Source organism: Scandinavium sp. (assembly GCF_036271055.1).
Taxonomy (GTDB): Bacteria; Pseudomonadota; Gammaproteobacteria; order Enterobacterales; family Enterobacteriaceae; genus Scandinavium.
The window spans coordinates 179,109-197,092 of record NZ_DATBBJ010000073.1 but is presented as its reverse complement, the minus strand read 5'-3'; the positions used below and the strand labels follow the sequence as shown (position 1 = coordinate 197,092).

Sequence of the window (17,984 nt, the reverse complement as noted above, 5' to 3'; positions counted from 1 at the left end):
TTCAACCACTCACGTTCAAAATCGCCAAATACATTATCTTACGGCAGACGCACTTAATTATATTAATGCTATTAAAAATACTCAACGCGATAACGGATTATAGCGTTATAATCGCCAACCATTAAATTTCTCAACGTTGTTTTAAGGCGTAATTTATAATCTAATCGATAGTCATCTATTACTGTTTTTTGGTAATCCATGCCTATCCCAGGATGTATAATTTGTCCAGCCCCATCTCTTAACTCCAACACCAAACCACTCGCACTGCCGTTAATCTTGAATGAACCCATTTCTTCGTCCCCATCGAATATTATTTTCATATATCGCATAGGGTCCGCTCCTTCTGAAGAACTTAGAGAACAATTGGTTAAATAAATTGAAAAGGGTTTTGGCTCACCGATTCCCGCACGTTTAATATGTTCCCGAGTTTCTCCAGGCATTGCTATCGTCTGATAATCATCGCCAATATCAATATCACAGGGAGTGGAGTAGATTACTCCCTCCATACTTACGCGCCCCGTTAATCCGAGATCAAATTCAGAACCTGGCGAATTGGCTTGCTGCGAGGCAAATGCCACGCAACCCCAAGTTGCAAAAGCTATTGCTGTTGCACAGCGTAAAAATCTGACCATGAAATTTTCTTCAAAATTGACGATATACACATCCCGAAGCAGGCGTATATCGTCATTTGCTCAAGAATTACTGATAAGCCAGCGTGAAGTCTGCTACAGCAGTAAAATCACCAGGGGTGACGGTCGCAGAAGCACCATCACCTTGCAAATAGGCGGAGAAAAGGAGAGTGTTGTTGCCGTTTTGCAGTGTACGTGCAGCTGAGGCCTCGCCCATTTTAATCTGCACGCCGTCACCATTAGTCAGAATAATGCTTGCACCTTTCGCAGTCCCGGTAACGCCCAAAGAACCGTCACTTGCACCTTCTGCGCCGCTAAAAGTCGTGCTCACCGTTTTAAGAGTGGTAACATCGCAATTCTCCAGCTTAATTTCAAAATTGCGCGGCACAGAAGTACCGGTATTACCATCAGCTTTAAGTGCCACGTTGGACACTTCACCCAAGTTAACGGTCTGATCGATGCTATCTGGATTAATTGAGCATGGCGCATCAATGATTGAACCCGTGAATGTGACTTTACCGTGCCCCTGGTCACTGGCCGCATTTGCCGCACCAGCAAACATTACGATACCCATAGCCGAGGCGAGAGCTAATTTTTTGAAGTTCATTAATAAATCCTTGAGTTTGATTTCTTATCTATGGTTCATAGTTGATATAACAATTAAGGTGTAGCCCCTAAAAAATACAACTTATGCCATAGGATATATTGATTACATTCTTTATTTTGGCACTAGCCAACATAATCCCAAGAACACGTCGTTCAAAAATCGTGTGTTTGCATTCGAAAAAAAATGCGTTCGATGCACTTAACGATTAGACATTTGTGCTTTGTTACTATTTTAAATAAAGACACTAACATGGCAAATAGAAATTAATTCCGAATGCGAATGAAATAATATTTTATTGACTTCAGAAAGACAATGAATTTGTCTATCCAAAAATATACAGCCGACTAAACTCATACTGAAAAACATTCAAGTGCCATGCGGTGTAATTTCGGACTTAATGAACAACTGTTCGGATTAAGGCAAGTACGCGATAATATGGATGTTCATTACCTTCAACCACTCTCATAAATTTGATAACAAATGCCTGCTTACAACAAACCTATTATCTGCAATGTGGAAACGAAGCCCAACGAATCCATTCGTTTGCTTCTTGACGAACTCGTGCCTTACGCTGTCCAAGTCAACTGCGAGGACAAAACACCACTGCCATTCGTGTTGAATGGGGAAATCCAATGCTATCTTCTGGTCGAAGGGTTTGCCCGGATAAATAGAAAGAAGGATAATTTGACGGTCAGCACTGAGCAGGCCCCCTTTATTTTCGGCTTTAGCATGTCAAGTAATGATATTTCCGAATTATCTATTCATTCTTATGTGGACACAGTCCTTTATCAGCTACCGCTTGATATCGTAAACGAAATCATTGAGAAAAAAACGTTGTGGAAACCCTTGGCATATCTTCTGACTTATCTTTCTTCACGCATCTTCAGTCATTGCACACGTACGTCACAATTTGGCTCATATCAGACAATACGAGTACTCCTGCATGAACTTTATCGGGAATTGGACCACTCTCCGCATCAAGAAACTGTCATGCACTACATCAAGAGTCGCAGTTTGCTCTCCCGAAGTGGGATCATGCAGATTATTTCTGAACTCAAGAAAGGAGATTACATTGAAATTGAGAACGGAAAGCTTAAAGCGATCAAGTGCCTGCCTGAAAGATTTTAATTTTTTACTCCTGTTCAATTCGTGTCCTGGCTATACTTAGCCAAAGTACATTGCCTCCTTGGATATTTACTCTTCATGAATGATAAACCTGTATCAGAAGCAGCGTTAAGCCAATCTTTTCCTTGGGCAAAAGAACTTGTAGAAATCCTTGAACCTCATGCGGTTACTCAATCCTATCGGAAAGGAATTCGATTATCTTTCTGGGAAAATAATGAGGCGTTATGTCGAATGATCATGTCAGGTTCTGTCGAAGTCCATCGCGCCTCCGATAATCTACTTATTCTCTCGCTACAAGCCCCCACACTCGTTGGTTTGGGTGTTCACGATGTGTATATCGTGACGGCAGATCAATGCAAAATTGCAACCATGACCCTGGATGAAGTGCATAAGTGCATTGATGAACAAGGGAAATGGGAAATTCTGGTCCAACATATGAGAGTCGTCACCAGTAAGCTCTTCTCCTATAGCAAGCAATTAAGTGCACCAACGGCCTATGAGATCATCTGCAATCAGCTACGTGAACTTAGCCATGAACCGCAGATGTTACGTGAAAAGACCTCCGTAGAGCGCTATATCCGCGACAAGACGCATCTCTCACGCAGCAGTATAATGAAGATTCTGGCCGACCTCAGAGCCGGGGATTACGTCACTATTGAAAATGGTCGCCTTGTCGAAATCAAGCACCTTCCCCCCAAATACTGATCTCAGTAATGAGGTTGGATCAGTCCCTGCTTCAGCACCTGATATAATCGAAAGGTGTTGTTTTTATACTCTCTGGCATTCTGAATCCCGGGCGCAATGTAAAAATTACGTGACAATTCATGCAGGTAGTGGGCTATAATTTCGCCCTGCTATCTCTCTATTCTGGCTTTGAGAACAGTAACTTAATGAATTCAAAGCCAAAAATAAGCAATGACATAAGGATTAAAAGCTATGGGTTTTCTTTCCGGTAAGCGCATTCTGGTCACTGGCGTTGCCAGCAAACTGTCCATCGCCTTCGGTATCGCACAAGCTATGCATCGTGAAGGTGCTGAGCTGGCTTTCACCTATCAGAACGAGAAGCTGAAAGGCCGTGTTGAAGAGTTTGCTGCTCAACTGGGTTCCAGCATTGTTCTGGAATGCGACGTTGCTCAGGACGAAAGCATCGATGGCATGTTCGCTGAACTGGCGAAAGTGTGGCCGAAATTTGATGGTTTCGTGCACTCCATCGGCTTCGCGCCGGGTGACCAACTGGACGGTGACTACGTTAACGCCGTAACCCGCGAAGGCTTCAAAATCGCGCACGACATCAGCTCTTACAGCTTCGTGGCAATGGCGAAAGCCTGCCGCGAGATGCTGAACCCAAATTCAGCGCTGCTGACACTGTCTTACCTGGGTGCTGAGCGCGCGATCCCTAACTACAACGTGATGGGTCTGGCGAAAGCCTCTTTGGAAGCGAACGTACGTTATATGGCGAACGCAATGGGTCCTGAAGGCGTTCGCGTCAACGGTATCTCTGCTGGCCCAATCCGTACGCTGGCCGCTTCCGGTATCAAAGATTTCCGTAAGATGCTGGCTCACTGCGAAGCGGTTACCCCGATTCGCCGCACCGTGACTATCGAAGACGTGGGCAACAGTGCCGCATTCCTGTGTTCTGACCTGTCTGCTGGTATCTCCGGTGAAGTCGTTCACGTCGACGGTGGTTTCAGCATCGCCGCGATGAACGAACTGGAACTGAAATAAGTTCTCTTTCCGCCCTGCTCTCGCGGGGCGGATTGCCTCCGTTATTCCACTCTGTTATTTGTTATCACGCTTCAATATTTTTACCTGCTCCCGCCTTACGTCAGGATAGCTATCCATAAACGATACGACGTCCTGAAGGAAACCCCATGGAGCAAAGCCGCGCTCACGGCAAAAGCCATTGGTACCATGAAACGCAAGCGAGAAACCAGGCTGCCGATGTGCTGCCGCTGGTGCCGGAAGCCGCCTATGTCACAGACCGATTTTTACTGGATCTGACCCTCCCCGACGCTGTCATTACTGAAAACCAACCCTGGCTTGCGGTTTCCCTGCACATCGCGAAGTATTTGTTCCCTGACGCTGTGACCGTCACCCGCCTGAATACGTTTAGCGCCTATGAGCGCCTGAGCACCGCGTTGACCGTGGCGCAGGTCTTTGGCGTTCAGAGGTTGTGCAATCACTATGCCGCACGACTGGCACCGCTTCCGGGCCCGGATTCGTCGCGCGAAAGCAATCATCGGTTGGCACAAATCACGCAATACGCTCGCCAGCTTGCCAGCTCCCCGTCTGTTATTTGTGCTCAGTCGCGCCAGCAGCTTGATGCCGTTGGGCTGACCACGCCGGATATTGTGCTGATCACCCAAATTGTCGGGTTTATTGGCTATCAGGCGCGAGTGATTGCCGCCGGGCAGGCGTTGTTAGGATTACCGGTGCGTTGGATCCCCGGAATGCCAATGCAGGACGATGCGCCCGCCGCGCTGTTTTCCTCACTTTCCGATGGCTGGCAATCCGAGCTGGATGAAGTTGATATTCGCCATGCCAGCGTAGAACAGATGGATGCGCTCGCCCGATGTCTTTCATTGAAATCGTTAGACGGCCTGACGCCGCTGCTCGTTTGGGATGAAACGTTACTTGAGTGGCAAAGTGAGCTGTTGTCACTGCTCCCCGTTGATAGCGAACTCGCTACGCTGGGTGCGCTTATCACTTCCCGTATTAACGGCAGCGTCAGCTGTTTCCAGCAAAATGCGTCCGATGCAAAGCTGAAAGAGACCGTGCTGCAAGGGGATCGCGCGTTGCAGGAGTGGGCCGCTGAGAAGCCACTTCTGCATGCCGCGATTCAGGCTATTCAACTTATCACACGCGCACCAGACCGATTCAGCGCCGCGCAATTTACGCCGCTGACAGAACGAGGACTCTCACCTGAACAGGCTTTTGCTTTACTGGCCCGCAGCAGTTTATGCGGCTGGCTCAATCGCCTGAAAATCGGCCTTGGCGAGGTATTTCTGGATACGTAAAAGGCTTAAAGTTCACTTGCCGCAACAGGTATATTCGCGTAAAACTGTCAGCCGCTCTTTTGGCCACGAAAATACAAAATTATGCTTCAGGACAACCCGCTGCTTGCGCAGCTAAAACAGCAACTTCATTCCCAGACCCCTCGCGCTGAAGGGGTAGTGAAAGGCACTGAAAAAGGCTTTGGTTTTCTCGAAGTCGATGCCCAGAAAAGCTATTTCATCCCACCACCGCAGATGAAAAAAGTGATGCATGGCGATCGTATTATCGCCACCATCCATGCGGATAAAGGCAAAGAAAGCGCCGAGCCAGAAGAACTGGTAGAGCCCTTCCTGACGCGTTTTGTTGGCCGTGTGCAGAAGAAGGACGATCGTTTGTCGATTGTTCCCGATCATCCGCTGCTGAGAGATGCCATCCAGTGCCGTCCTGTGCGCGGTCTGGAACACGATTTTAAAGAGGGTGACTGGGCCGTTGCAGAAATGCGCCGTCATCCGCTTAAAGGCGACCGCAGCTTCTACGCTGACCTCACCCACTTCATTACTTATGGCGACGATCATTTCGTGCCGTGGTGGGTGACGCTGGCGCGCCACAATCTGGAGAAAGTGGCACCGGAAGGCATCGCCACCGAAATGCTGAACGAAGGCCTTGAGCGTCGTGACCTGACCGCGCTGAACTTCGTGACTATCGACAGTGCCAGCACCCAGGATATGGATGATGCGCTGTATGCCGAAGTTGCCGAAGACGGCAAACTGCATCTGACCGTCGCTATTGCCGATCCGACAGCATGGATTGCTGAAGGCAGTAAGCTGGACGACGCCGCGAAAATTCGCGCGTTCACCAACTACCTACCGGGCTTTAACATCCCAATGCTGCCGCGTGAACTGTCTGACGACCTGTGCTCTCTGCGCGCCAATGAAGTGCGTCCGGTTCTCGCTTGTCGCATGATAATCGACGCCGAAGGCACCATCGAAGACGATATCGAATTCTTCACCGCAACCATCGAATCGAAAGCTAAGCTCGCTTACGACGACGTGTCAGGCTGGCTGGAAGGCAACGGCGACTGGCAGCCGCAGAATGATGAGATCGCTGGTCAAATCAAACTGCTGGAACGCATTTGCGGCCTGCGCGCGCAGTGGCGTCAGACCCACGCGCTGGTGTTTAAAGACCGTCCTGACTACCGCTTCGTGCTCGGTGATAAAGGCGAAGTGCTGAATATCATCGCTGAACCGCGTCGCATTGCGAACCGCATCGTTGAAGAATCAATGATTGCCGCCAATATCTGCGCCGCGCGTGTGCTGCGCGATAAATTGGGCTTCGGTATTTACAACGTGCACACCGGCTTTGATCCGGCCAAAACCGAGCAGCTCTCCGAACTGATGAAGACGCATGATGTCCACGTCGATCCTCAGGAAGTGCTGACGCTGGACGGTTTCTGCAAACTGCGCCGTGAACTTGATGCGATGCCGACGACATTCCTCGACAGCCGTATTCGTCGCTTCCAGTCATTCGCAGAAATCAGCACCGAACCCGGCCCGCACTTTGGTCTGGGCCTCGAAGCTTACGCCACCTGGACATCGCCTATCCGTAAATACGGCGATATGGTGAACCATCGTCTGCTGAAAGCGATTATCAAAGGCGAAACGCCAGCGCGTCCACAGGACGATGCGACGATTCAGATGGCTGAACGCCGTCGCCTGAACCGCATGGCTGAACGCGACGTAGCTGACTGGTTGTACGCCCGTTTCCTGAGCGACAAAGCAGGCACCGATACCCGTTTTGCGGCAGAAATCATTGATGTCAGCCGTGGTGGTATGCGCGTGCGTCTGGTGGAAAACGGTGCGGTGGCGTTTATTCCAGCTCCGTTCCTGCACGCCGTGCGCGATGAAATGGTTTGCAGCCAGGAAAGCGGCACCGTGCAGATCAAAGGTGAAACCGTGTACAAAGTGACCGATGTGATTGATGTCATCATCGCAGAAGTCCGAATGGAAACTCGCAGCGTTATCGCGCGTCCGTTCCAGGCATAACACTTAAGGGCGGCTAATCATTGCCCAGCCGCCCTTTTCTTTCCCTGCAATGGGATTGCTTCCACACTTTTTTTCCTCTTTTCCCCCACATTCCATCAAAAGCGATCACAATCAAAGAGTGCATCGTCACGCAAAAACAATAACCTGCCTGGTCGGTGCTCTTTTTGCGACCCAGAAGGCTAGTATACGATGACAAGCCAATACAATACGTTTAGCCCTACGTCTTTTGGGTGACCTGGCTGTGCCGATTTTAACAACGATTCCAATGATGCGCTTAAGTAGGTTTGGGAGAAGAGATGGCTGAGGAACTGGAGCACAACCTGCTCTTTCGGTATCTGGGGACCACGAGTCCCTATTGGCGATTGTCAGCTGACAGTAATGCGCTGCATCTGGCAACCAGCGAGGAAACCGATACCAGTCAGGTGGTTGCGCTAAGTGCAGATCAGGCAAACACTATCCGCGAAATGACGGTGATCACCTCCAGCCTGACGCTGAGCCTGAATTTGTACGGCAACGCCGTGCCGGTTCATTTGGTCGGACGTAAAATCAATAAATCACAATGGGCCGGGAGCGCATCGGCCTGGGATGATACCGGTTCTGTTGCCCGCGATCTGGTGCAAGGGCTGTCTTTCGCCGAACAGGTCGTTTCCGAAGCCAACTCCGTTATCGTTATTCTCGACCGCCATGGCAATATTCAACGCTTCAATCGTTTAAGCGAGGAATACACCGGGCTCAAAGAGCAAGAGGTCATTGGCCAGAACGTTTTTAAGCTTTTTATGAGCCCGGCAGAAGCGGCGGCCTCCCGGCGGAATATCAGCGGTTTTTTTAAGAACGGTAGCTCTTATGAAGTCGAGCGCTGGGTTAAAACCCGTAAAGGTCAGCGCCTGTTTCTCTTCCGCAATAAATTTGTGCACAGCGGCAGCGGTAAAAACGAAATCTATTTGATTTGCTCTGGCACTGACATTACTGAAGAACGTCGTGCCCAGGAGCGTCTGCGTGTGCTGGCGAATACCGATACCATCACCGGCCTGCCCAACCGTAATGCCATCAGCGACATGATCACCGAAGCGATTAATACGCGTGGCGATAATCAGGTCGGCATTGTTTATCTCGATCTTGATAACTTTAAAAAAGTGAACGATGCCTACGGGCATATGTTTGGCGATCAGCTTTTACAGTCGGTTGCGCTGTCGATTTTAAGCTGCCTGGAAGATGGCCAGACGCTGGCGCGTCTTGGCGGCGATGAGTTTATCATTCTCGCCACAGAAACCTCTCAGGGCGGTTTGGAGGCAATGGCATCGCGCATTCTCACCCGCCTGCGTGATCCGTTCCGTATTGGGCTTATCGAAGTTTATAGCGGTTGCTCACTTGGCATTTCTCTTGCGCCACAACACGGCAACGACCGCGAAAGCCTGATCCGCAACGCCGATACTGCGATGTACACCGCCAAAGAAGGCGGTCGCGGGAAATTCTGTGTCTTCACGCCCGAAATGAACCAACGGGTGTTTGAGTATTTATGGCTCGACACCAACCTGCGTAAGGCGCTGGATAACGATCAGTTGGTGATTCACTATCAGCCAAAGATTACCTGGCGCGGCGAAGTGCGCAGTCTTGAAGCGCTGGTGCGCTGGCAATCGCCGGAACGTGGTCTTATTCCTCCGACCGAATTTATCTCTTATGCCGAAGAGTCCGGGTTGATTGTGCCCCTCGGGCGCTGGGTGATGCTCGATGTTGTACGCCAGGTTGCGGCCTGGCGTGATAAAGGCATAAACCTGCGCGTCGCGGTGAACGTCTCGGCGCGCCAGTTAGCCGACCAGACGATATTCAGCGATTTAAAGCAGGCACTTCGTGACCTCAATTTTGAGTATTGCCCTATCGACGTTGAGCTGACGGAAAGCTGCCTGATTGAGAACGAAGAGCTGGCGCATTCGGTGATCCAGCAGTTCAGCGCGCTGGGCGCTCAGGTGCATCTTGATGATTTCGGCACCGGTTATTCTTCTCTTTCACAACTGGCGCGTTTCCCGATTGATGCCATCAAACTCGACCAGATCTTCGTGCGCGATGTGCATAAACACTCTGTCGCGCAGTCTTTGGTCAGGGCGATTGTGGCGGTGGCGCAGGCCCTGAATTTGCAGGTCATTGCGGAAGGTGTAGAGAGCGCAAAAGAAGACGCCTTTCTGACGAAGAACGGCGTCAACGAACGACAAGGTTTCCTGTTTGCTAAACCAATGCCCGTTGCCGTGTTCGAGCGTTGGCTAAAGCGGCGTCAAAGCCGCAAGCTGCGCTAGCTGGCTTTGCGCAGCGCGACCTGTGTATGCCGGTTTTGCAGCATGACCAGACGTTCCATGTAGGCAATGTCTTTCTCTTGCAGGCAGAACGCGGCATCGACCCAGTCCTCGGTGATATCCATCAGTTCGCTTCGCGGTAGCGCCAACACCCGTTGACGAGCACGCAGCATCGCACGCACGCCATTCAACTTCGGTTGGAGCGTATCGATGAAAGTCCGGGTCGACACATAGCTGTTGTCCGGTTCAAATAACACATCCACCAAACCTCGCTGTTCATGCCATTCCGCAGTGTGTGCTTCTCCGCGATAAATCAGTTGCTCGGCGAGCTTCATGCCCGAACGGCGGCTAACCAGCGAGTAACCGCCCATTCCCGGGAAGAGATTGAAGGCAATCTCAGGGAACCCCATTCGCGCATCACGTTGGGCGAGGATGAAATGGTGTGCCAGTGCCGCCTCAAATCCGCCGCCGAGCGCGCTTCCCTCAACCATTGCGATGCTAATGGCTCCGGTATCAAACGCCCGCGAGGCCGCATGGACACAATCTACGCAGGCTCGCGCGTAAGCACGCAGCGCTTCACGTCTGCCATGACGGATACATTCGACAAAAAAGCCCAGATCGCCCCCGGTGTTGTAGATGCCTGAGACCAGCGATCCTGTCACCCAGAAATCAACGGCGAACCCCTGCTGCTTAACAAACCAGGAGAGATTCATGATTTCTTCAATCAGGGCGTGATTAAAGCACGGGCGCGGTTGGGCACGTAATAACATCCATACGGTACGGCGTTCCTCCTCGTAGTAAGCAGAGAGCTGGGTGAATCGTTCAGCGTCGGTAAACAATTTGCATGTAGGCTGATTAATCACAGTCATCATCTTTTCCTCTTAGAAAAAAGCGCGTTGCGCGCTTTATCAGACTAATTCAGCCCATTCCTCACGAAAATGTAGTGGTCGCAATTTATAATTTTATGTTATGTGTTTTAGTGCCCGTACATTTTCCGCTTCTCTTTTGTCGCCTTTTTTTGCATCATTGATTTTTATTACTTTTCTCTCAGGATTGCCTATGTCAAACCTCGATGCGCGCCAGTTAGCTCAACGTATTGATACCGTGCTGGATATTCTGGTGGGCGGTGATACCCACTCTGCAATTAACAATCTTGAAATTCTGAAAGCAGAACTTTTGGCACAGGCGTCCGGCGAGCTGGAACACAAATCCGCTCAGCCGAAATCACCCTGGGAAATTTAAAAAAGCAGTGATGTAGATATGAACGCCCGACAACAATCAATATTGCAAATGGTGATCGACAAAGGCCGCATGAGCGTTGCCGATCTCGCCCTGATGACCGGGGTTTCAGAGGTGACAATCCGTCAGGATTTGAATCTGCTGGAAAAACAAAGTTATCTGCGTCGTACGCACGGTTTCGCCGTTCCTCTGGACAGCGAAGATGTCGAAACGCGCATGATGAACAACTTTTCGCTCAAGCGTGAACTGGCCGCATACGCAGCACGTCTGGTCAGCCCTGGAGAAACCGTGTTTATCGAGAACGGCAGCAGCAACGCCCTGCTCGCCCGCGCGCTCTCTGAACAGCCAGGCATTACGATCATCACCGTCAGCAGCTACATTGCCCATTTACTGAAAGAAACACCGGGTGAAGTTATCCTGTTAGGCGGCATCTATCAGAAGAAAAGTGAAAGTATGGTCGGGCCATTAACCCGCCAGTACATTCAGCAGGTGCATTTCAGCAAAGCGTTTATCGGTGTGGATGGCTGGCAGAGTGAAACTGGCTTTACCGGACGCGATATGATGCGTGCAGATGTGGTCAGCGCGGTGCTGGATAAAGGCTGTGAAGCCATTGTGCTGAGCGACAGCTCGAAGTTTGGCTCGGTTCACCCTTATCCGCTGGGTCCGACCAATAAGTTTAATCGTGTGATCACCGACGACGGGTTATCACCTGAGCAGCAGCATAAACTTGAACATTTCGGCCTGACGGTGGATATCGTCAAACGCCCATAATACTAACCCTCGGTAACGGGGGTTTTGCTTTTTAGCGCAAGCCCACTTTCGCCGACATTATCATTTCGAAGTACCCTTCAACATCTCGTCACAATCAGACTCTTCTGGTCCGCCAATTAAGATTATTTACCTCCCCGTTCTGACGCAACGACGTAAAATTAATGTTAGCGATATAACAGGAAGTGACTATCACTTGCGTGATTTAAGTAACACCTGCGCAACCTAATTCACGAATGCCGCAGGGTTTCCCAACCGGGTCTAAACTCTATGCAGGCCTTTCGTGGAGATATTATTCAGGAGAGAACTTTATGACTTCAATGAGCAAAAAAATGACCGCTGCCGCTTTGGCTGCGACCCTGATCATGTCCCTGAGCGCATGTTCAAACTGGTCTCACCGTGACCGTAACACCGCTCTGGGTGCCGGTGCCGGTGCAATCGGTGGTGCTGTTCTGACTGACGGTAGCGCACTCGGCACCTTGGGTGGTGCTGCAGTGGGTGGTATTATCGGTCATCAGGTCAGCAAGTAATTCCCTTTTGGGAACGATAAAGAAAACAATATTGATATCTGACTTACGCACTAAAAATCAGGGCCACGCATTTGCGTGGCCCTTGTTATTTGTCTTGCTTAGCCGCCAGCCAATTTAACCTTCATGCCTTTGGCTTCCAGCAGCGATTTAATCAGGTCACGTTTATCGCCCTGAATCTCGATGACACCATCTTTGACCGCCCCGCCACAACCGCATTTCTTTTTCAGTTCAGCGGCGATTTTCGCAAGCTCTGCGTCGTCAGCATCAATGCCCGTCACCAGACAAACGCCCTTGCCTTTACGGCCGCTGGTCTGGCGCTGAATGCGCACAATGCCGTCGCCTTTTGGCCTCTCCGCTACGGCTTTCGGCTCATCGATACGCCCACTGTCAGTGGAGTAAACCAGACGGCTGTTGGAATCACTCATTATGCCTCCTTCGTGAGAGACGCATTAATTTGACGCAGCGTTTGCGCTGGATCGGCGGACTGCGTCACAGGACGTCCAATCACCATATAGTCGACGCCCGCGGTCTGTGCCTCTTGCGGGGTCATGATGCGACGCTGATCGCCTGCATCACTGCCCGCCGGACGGATACCTGGCGTTATCAGTTTAAACGCCTGCCCCAGTTCCTGCTTGAAGCGCACCGCTTCTTGCGCAGAACACACCACACCATCCAGACCGCAGCGCTGGGTCAATGCAGCCAGTTTTGCCGCATGATCGGCCGGAGACAGCGTAATGCCTAAATCCTGCAAATCGCTGGCTTCCATGCTGGTCAGAACGGTGACCGCAATCAATAGCGGCGCATCTTTCCCGAACGGGAGAAGTGCTTCACGGGCGGCAGTCATCATGCGTGCGCCACCGGAGGCATGGACGTTCACCATCCACACGCCGAGATCGGCGGCTGCGGCAACGGCATGTGCCGTAGTGTTTGGAATATCGTGGAATTTCAGGTCGAGGAAGATATCGAACCCGCGCTGTTGCAGGTCGCGCACCAGTTGTGGCCCAAACAGCGTGAACATCTCTTTCCCAACTTTCAGACGGCAGTCGCGCGGATCAATGCGATCGACAAAAGCCAAAGCTTTATCGCGATTATCATAATCAAGGGCAACGACTACGGGAGAGGAAGTAACAATACGGGATTCAGACGTCATGACCAGACCTTCTTGTTGTGGGCCGCAACCGGCGAAAAAACGGTAAACGGCGTGCATTCTACCTGCGAAGCGGTCAAATTGACAGGCTGCATTTCCCCGTTTTTCCCTGCCAGACCCCAACGGGCACGGTGCCACAAAGTGTATGTCACAAAACACTAAGTATGTTGTAACTAATGAAGGTGTTTTTTAAAAATTACTGGCCGTCGAGGCCACGGATTGGTTTGACGGTGGACCAGGCACGACAAGAAGGACAGTGCCAGTAAAGCGTGTAAGCCGTGAAGCCGCATTTCTGGCAACGGTAGCGCGGTTTGCTGCGCACTTGTTCGCCAACCATGTCTCGCAGCACCATCAGGCTATCTTTAGCACGCCCTTCTTCCGCTTCATTGAGGTGGTAATCCATCAATTTATGGAACACGCGCATCGTCGGGTGGCGCAGTAACTGGCGCGTAACGTAGGTTTGCGCGGTGTCAGCGCCTTCACGCTGCTCCATGATTTGTGCCAACATCAGTTCGGCTGTCGCCCCGGTATTCTCTTCCACCGCGCGACGCAGGAAATGTTCCCACTCCTGATCTTTGCCTAGCTGTTGATAGCAGGTTTGCAGCATTTCCAGAGTTTCGCTGACCAGTTCACGGTCCTGATCGATGACTTTCTGTAATGACTCCACCGCTTTGGCATACTCGCCATTCGCGATGTAGACGCGGCCCATCATGATGGAGATACGGGCGCTGTTGCGATCGGCAGCAGCGCCTTTTTTCAGCAGCGACATGGCTTTATCCATGTCGTTATTGCCCATCTGTTGCAGCGCAAGTTCGCACCAGAAATGGGCAATTTCAGGACGGTGTTTTTCTTTGCCGAGTTTCACCAGACGTTCTGCCACGTCGATGGCTTTTTGCCAGTCGCTGGTCGCCTGATAAATCTGCAACAACTGCTGGAGCGCACTGATACGGAAATCTGTTTCATCGACCAGCTGGCTGAACATGTCTTCTGCACGGTCATACAGGCCGGCAGCCATGTAGTCGCGGCCCAGCTGTTGTACAGCCAGTAGACGCTGATCGTAGGTTAACGAGGCGCTTTCCATTAAGGTTTGGTGAATGCGGATTGCGCGATCGACTTCACCGCGCGAACGGAACAGGTTACCGAGCGTGAGGTGCGCTTCAACGGTGCCGGTATCCTCTTTCAGCATGTCGAGGAACAGATCCACCGCTTTGTCCTGCTGATTGCTAAGCAGGAAGTTTACGCCCGCGACGTAATCACGGGAGAGGCGGTTGGCATCGTCCTGTTTGGACTGTTGTGCACTTCTGCGGCCCATGTACCAGCCGTAAGCGGCGGCAACGGGCAAAAGCAGAAACAACAACTCCAGCATAGAAAGTTATTCCTTCACAGCCGGAACAACCGGCACAGGTGAGGCAGGAACGACAGGAACCATTTGTTGCTCAAGCCGTTTGATTTTACGTTCTGCACGCAGCAGCGATACGCGAGTGCGCAGCCAGAACATGCCGCAAATCAGCCAGCCGATAGCAAAGCCGGCGGCAAATAGAACCGCTAACAGCGTGGAGATCCGGAACTCTCCCTGCGCCAGCAGATAGTTAAAGGTGACCTGCTGATCGTTCTGCGCACCAAGGGTGACGGAGATGACGAAAATCGCCAGCACCAATAAGAAAATGAGTAAATATTTCACATGACTTCCCGTTATGTGGTTTATGTGAATAAAACCTGTTCAGTCTTTCTCTTCCAGCCCTATAAAGTACCATCTTCGCCGCAACGGCGAAACTGGCAAGCGTGCTGCCAGATAAGGATTTGTGGGCGAAAGCAGGCAAAATCAACCTGTATCACTCTTCTGACTCGCGGTTTCGGATTTCCCTCGCTTCTTCACCCGGTGGTGACAATGGCCCACACAGTTTTTGTGCAAGCCAGGTGGCGAGGGTGACTAACAGCCAGGACATCAACGTGGCGACGACTAAATCACGCGGCCAGTGCATCCCTAACAGCAATCGGCTACCCATAACCGCTGTCGCCCATATGAGTAAAACAGCGATGGTGACAGTCCGTCGACGTGGCCACAGCAGCCCTACAGCCAATAATGCCCAACTGGCGGCAAACATCGTGTGGCCGGAAGGAAAGGCAAATCCGGTCTCTTTTTGCCAGTGCTGACGTAAAAACAGCGGTAAATCATTCCGGTCGGCGAGCTGTTGTTTCACCAAATGCGCCCTGTCCTTGCGCTTTAAAGTGTAGAACTCTTCAACCGACACCTGTTGCGTTTTTTCCAGCCAGATAACAAAGGGTCTGGGTTCCTGAACCCGATCTTTTACCCATGATTTTGCGGCCTGACCAATAAGAATGGCCCCTGCCAAAATAGCAAAAAGCGTTAACGCCGCACGCAGACGGAAACGAAGGCACCATAAAAACCAGGCGCAGAGAATTACATGCGTAATGATGCCCCAGGGCTGAGTCACCGTTTCGGTTACCCAGTAGAGTACTTTCAGCCACCCACTGCTCTGTCCTGGCTGCCACGTCCAGCCGGATAGCCATACTGCAACCGGCATCACGAGTAATGCAGCGGCACCCACCGTGGTGCGTTTGGCGATAGAAAGCATCATTTCTCCTTTTTCCTTAAACATCACAATCATAACTGAAAAATGCAACTACGGTAAAAGAGGTCGAATTGTGCGCTTAAGCAGCAGACAGCCGTCAGCCATTAGGTGAAGCCTTGCCGTTGTGGCAAAATGGGCGCAATCAGAAGGCACATGGATGCCGATATAATCTGGAGAATCACATGCAGCTTAAACGTGTGGCAGAAGCCAAACTGCCAACCCCCTGGGGCGATTTCCTGATGGTGGGCTTTGAAGAACTGGCAACCGGGCAGGATCATGTTGCTCTGGTGTTCGGCGATATTTCTGGGAAAAATCCCGTCGTGGCACGCGTTCACTCTGAATGCCTGACCGGCGATGCCCTGTTCAGCCTGCGCTGTGACTGCGGTTTTCAGCTCGAAGCGGCACTGGCACACATCGCGGAAGAAGGCCGAGGGATCCTGCTTTATCACCGCCAGGAAGGCCGTAACATTGGTCTGCTAAATAAAATCCGCGCTTATGCATTGCAGGATCAGGGTTACGACACCGTAGAAGCCAACCATCAGTTAGGCTTCGCGGCGGACGAACGCGACTTCACCCTGTGTGCCGATATGTTCAAACTGCTGGGCGTGGATGAAGTGCGTCTGCTGACCAACAACCCGAAAAAGGTTGAGATCCTTACCGAAGCCGGGATCAACATCGTTGAGCGCGTGCCGCTGATTGTGGGCCGCAATCCTAAAAATGAACATTATCTCGATACCAAAGCCGCGAAGATGGGTCATCTGCTCGGCAAATGAGTCTGCTACGGTGCCTGCGGGCACCGTTCCTCATGCCTTGAGCCTGCCTGCAAAGTGGTGTAAGGTCACAATATGAATCGCCCTCCGTTTTCCCTCATTCAGCGTTGGTGGCAGCCTTAATTTAAGGCCGCCTGATATCCCCTATTCTTTTTTTACATTCAGGCCGCCGGAAGGCGTCCACTCTGTCAACAGAACCGTCTCCGGTGGCAAAAACAGGAGCTTCTGATGACACACATGACCCATCCACAACACCTCATTTTGACCGGCGATCGCCCTACTGGCCCGTTGCATCTCGGCCATTACGTCGGGTCTTTACGCCAGCGCGTTGAACTCCAGACAAAACACCCGCAATTTATTCTGATAGCCGACTTACAGGGGCTGACCGACAACGGATCGCAGCCGGAAAAAATCGCTAATAATGTCCTTGAAGTGATGGCCGATTATCTGGCCGTCGGCATTGACCCGCAGCAGACGACTATTTGCCTGCAATCTGCACTGCCTGCGCTGGCCGAACTGACGATGCTGTACATGAATATCGTCACCGTTTCGCGCGTTGAGCGTAATCCCACAGTGAAAAATGAGATTCAGCAGAAGGGATTTTCCCGCTCACTGCCCACAGGTTTTTTGGTCTATCCCATCAGCCAGGCGGCGGATATTACCGCCTTTGGTGCCGATCTTGTGCCCGTGGGCGACGACCAACTGCCGATGATCGAACAGACTAATGAAATCGTGCATAAAATGAACGGCCTGCTGAAAACGCCGGTTTTACGTCATTGCAAAGCGTTGTTAAGCACTACCGGGCGTCTGCCGGGGATTGATGGTTCGGCCAAAATGTCGAAGTCACTCGGCAATACGCTGACGCTTTCGGCCTCGGAACAGGAGATTCATCAGGCGGTGAGCGCGATGTATACCGATCCGCAGCACCTGCGTGTCAGCGATCCGGGTAACATTGAAGGCAACGTGGTGTTCACCTATCTCGACGCGTTCCATCCCGATAGCGAAAAGGTGGCGGCGATGAAGGAACATTATCAGCGAGGCGGTCTTGGCGACAGACAGTGCAAAAATGAGCTTGAAGCGTGTCTTCAAACACTGGTGGCTCCGATCCGCGAACGCCGACAACAGCTGATTGCCGATAAAGAAATGCTGATGGGTTTGCTCAAACATGGCAGCGAGAAAGCGCATCTGCATACGCAGAAAACGCTGCATGCCATTAAACGCGGTTTGGGATTGCCGGTGATGTTCTGAAACGAA

The 17,984-nt window shown here is 51.3% G+C and carries 19 protein-coding genes; 11 read left to right on the top strand and 8 right to left on the bottom strand.

Features of this window, described 5'->3' with window-relative positions; genetic code table 11:
• Positions 1-71: 71 nt before the first annotated feature.
• Together VH187_RS14705 and VH187_RS14700 are read right to left on the bottom strand one after the other, a co-directional pair.
• Entirely contained in the window at positions 72-632 is a 561-nt protein-coding gene (locus VH187_RS14705) for a fimbrial protein (protein WP_329702187.1), read from the bottom strand.
• A gap of 67 nt (positions 633-699) precedes the next feature.
• Positions 700-1,236: a fimbrial protein gene (locus tag VH187_RS14700; protein ID WP_329702186.1), complete on the bottom strand. Its 537-nt coding sequence runs from the start codon at positions 1,234-1,236 to the stop codon at positions 700-702.
• 480 nt (positions 1,237-1,716) lie between these two features.
• Between VH187_RS14700 and VH187_RS14695 the strand changes: the two genes are divergently transcribed.
• The 6 genes from VH187_RS14695 (at position 1,717) to pdeR (ending at position 9,685) form a co-directional block, all read left to right on the top strand.
• Positions 1,717-2,364: a helix-turn-helix domain-containing protein gene (locus VH187_RS14695; protein WP_329702185.1), complete on the top strand. Its 648-nt coding sequence runs from the start codon at positions 1,717-1,719 to the stop codon at positions 2,362-2,364.
• Positions 2,365-2,439: 75 nt separating this feature from the next.
• Positions 2,440-3,066, top strand: coding sequence for a winged helix-turn-helix transcriptional regulator (locus VH187_RS14690; protein ID WP_329702184.1), 627 nt, complete (start codon positions 2,440-2,442; stop codon positions 3,064-3,066).
• Positions 3,067-3,297: 231 nt separating this feature from the next.
• Positions 3,298-4,086 carry an enoyl-ACP reductase FabI gene (fabI, locus tag VH187_RS14685; RefSeq protein ID WP_329702183.1) on the top strand — a complete coding sequence of 263 codons (789 nt, stop codon included), beginning with the start codon at positions 3,298-3,300 and terminating at the stop codon, positions 4,084-4,086.
• A gap of 146 nt (positions 4,087-4,232) precedes the next feature.
• Complete coding sequence (locus VH187_RS14680) at positions 4,233-5,378, top strand: CMD domain-containing protein (RefSeq protein WP_329702182.1); 1,146 nt, start codon at positions 4,233-4,235, stop codon at positions 5,376-5,378.
• An 81-nt stretch (positions 5,379-5,459) separates the two neighbouring features.
• Positions 5,460-7,397: an exoribonuclease II gene (locus tag VH187_RS14675; RefSeq protein WP_329702181.1), complete on the top strand. Its 1,938-nt coding sequence runs from the start codon at positions 5,460-5,462 to the stop codon at positions 7,395-7,397.
• A 296-nt stretch (positions 7,398-7,693) separates the two neighbouring features.
• Positions 7,694-9,685 carry a cyclic di-GMP phosphodiesterase gene (gene pdeR, locus VH187_RS14670; protein ID WP_329702180.1) on the top strand — a complete coding sequence of 664 codons (1,992 nt, stop codon included), beginning with the start codon at positions 7,694-7,696 and terminating at the stop codon, positions 9,683-9,685.
• Here pdeR and VH187_RS14665 read toward each other — a convergent pair.
• The gene (locus VH187_RS14665) at positions 9,682-10,551 is read right to left on the bottom strand and encodes a crotonase/enoyl-CoA hydratase family protein (protein WP_329702472.1); all 870 of its coding nucleotides are present in this window, start codon (positions 10,549-10,551) and stop codon (positions 9,682-9,684) included. The two genes, pdeR and VH187_RS14665, sit on opposite strands and share 4 nt — an antisense overlap.
• 190 nt (positions 10,552-10,741) lie before the next feature.
• Here VH187_RS14665 and VH187_RS14660 point away from each other — a divergent pair, with 190 nt between their 5' ends.
• The 3 genes from VH187_RS14660 (at position 10,742) to osmB (ending at position 12,219) form a co-directional block, all read left to right on the top strand.
• On the top strand, positions 10,742-10,924 hold the full coding sequence (locus VH187_RS14660; RefSeq protein ID WP_329702179.1) for a YciZ family protein: 183 nt from the start codon (positions 10,742-10,744) through the stop codon (positions 10,922-10,924).
• Positions 10,925-10,942: 18 nt separating this feature from the next.
• Positions 10,943-11,692, top strand: coding sequence for a DNA-binding transcriptional regulator YciT (yciT, locus tag VH187_RS14655; protein ID WP_329702178.1), 750 nt, complete (start codon positions 10,943-10,945; stop codon positions 11,690-11,692).
• A 308-nt stretch (positions 11,693-12,000) separates the two neighbouring features.
• Entirely contained in the window at positions 12,001-12,219 is a 219-nt protein-coding gene (gene osmB / locus VH187_RS14650) for an osmotically-inducible lipoprotein OsmB (protein ID WP_329702177.1), read from the top strand.
• 98 nt (positions 12,220-12,317) lie between these two features.
• Here osmB and yciH read toward each other — a convergent pair whose 3' ends face one another.
• From yciH to pgpB, 5 genes are all read right to left on the bottom strand, one after another.
• Positions 12,318-12,644 (bottom strand): stress response translation initiation inhibitor YciH, encoded by a 327-nt coding sequence (gene yciH / locus VH187_RS14645; RefSeq protein ID WP_329702176.1) that lies wholly within the window; start codon positions 12,642-12,644, stop codon positions 12,318-12,320.
• On the bottom strand, positions 12,644-13,369 hold the full coding sequence (gene pyrF / locus VH187_RS14640) for an orotidine-5'-phosphate decarboxylase (RefSeq protein ID WP_329702175.1): 726 nt from the start codon (positions 13,367-13,369) through the stop codon (positions 12,644-12,646). The genes yciH and pyrF overlap by 1 nt, the downstream gene beginning before the upstream one ends.
• 193 nt (positions 13,370-13,562) lie before the next feature.
• A complete protein-coding gene (gene lapB, locus VH187_RS14635) occupies positions 13,563-14,732 on the bottom strand; it encodes a lipopolysaccharide assembly protein LapB (RefSeq protein ID WP_329702174.1) in 1,170 nt (389 codons plus the stop codon).
• A gap of 6 nt (positions 14,733-14,738) precedes the next feature.
• Positions 14,739-15,047, bottom strand: coding sequence for a LapA family protein (locus tag VH187_RS14630; protein ID WP_329702173.1), 309 nt, complete (start codon positions 15,045-15,047; stop codon positions 14,739-14,741).
• A gap of 151 nt (positions 15,048-15,198) precedes the next feature.
• The gene (pgpB, locus tag VH187_RS14625; protein ID WP_329702471.1) at positions 15,199-15,963 is read right to left on the bottom strand and encodes a phosphatidylglycerophosphatase B; all 765 of its coding nucleotides are present in this window, start codon (positions 15,961-15,963) and stop codon (positions 15,199-15,201) included.
• A gap of 179 nt (positions 15,964-16,142) precedes the next feature.
• Here pgpB and ribA point away from each other — a divergent pair, with 179 nt between their 5' ends.
• Entirely contained in the window at positions 16,143-16,733 is a 591-nt protein-coding gene (gene ribA / locus VH187_RS14620) for a GTP cyclohydrolase II (protein WP_329702172.1), read from the top strand.
• Between the two features lie 234 nt (positions 16,734-16,967).
• Positions 16,968-17,978: a tryptophan--tRNA ligase gene (gene trpS / locus VH187_RS14615; protein WP_329702470.1), complete on the top strand. Its 1,011-nt coding sequence runs from the start codon at positions 16,968-16,970 to the stop codon at positions 17,976-17,978.
• The last annotated feature ends 6 nt before the right edge of the window (positions 17,979-17,984 follow it).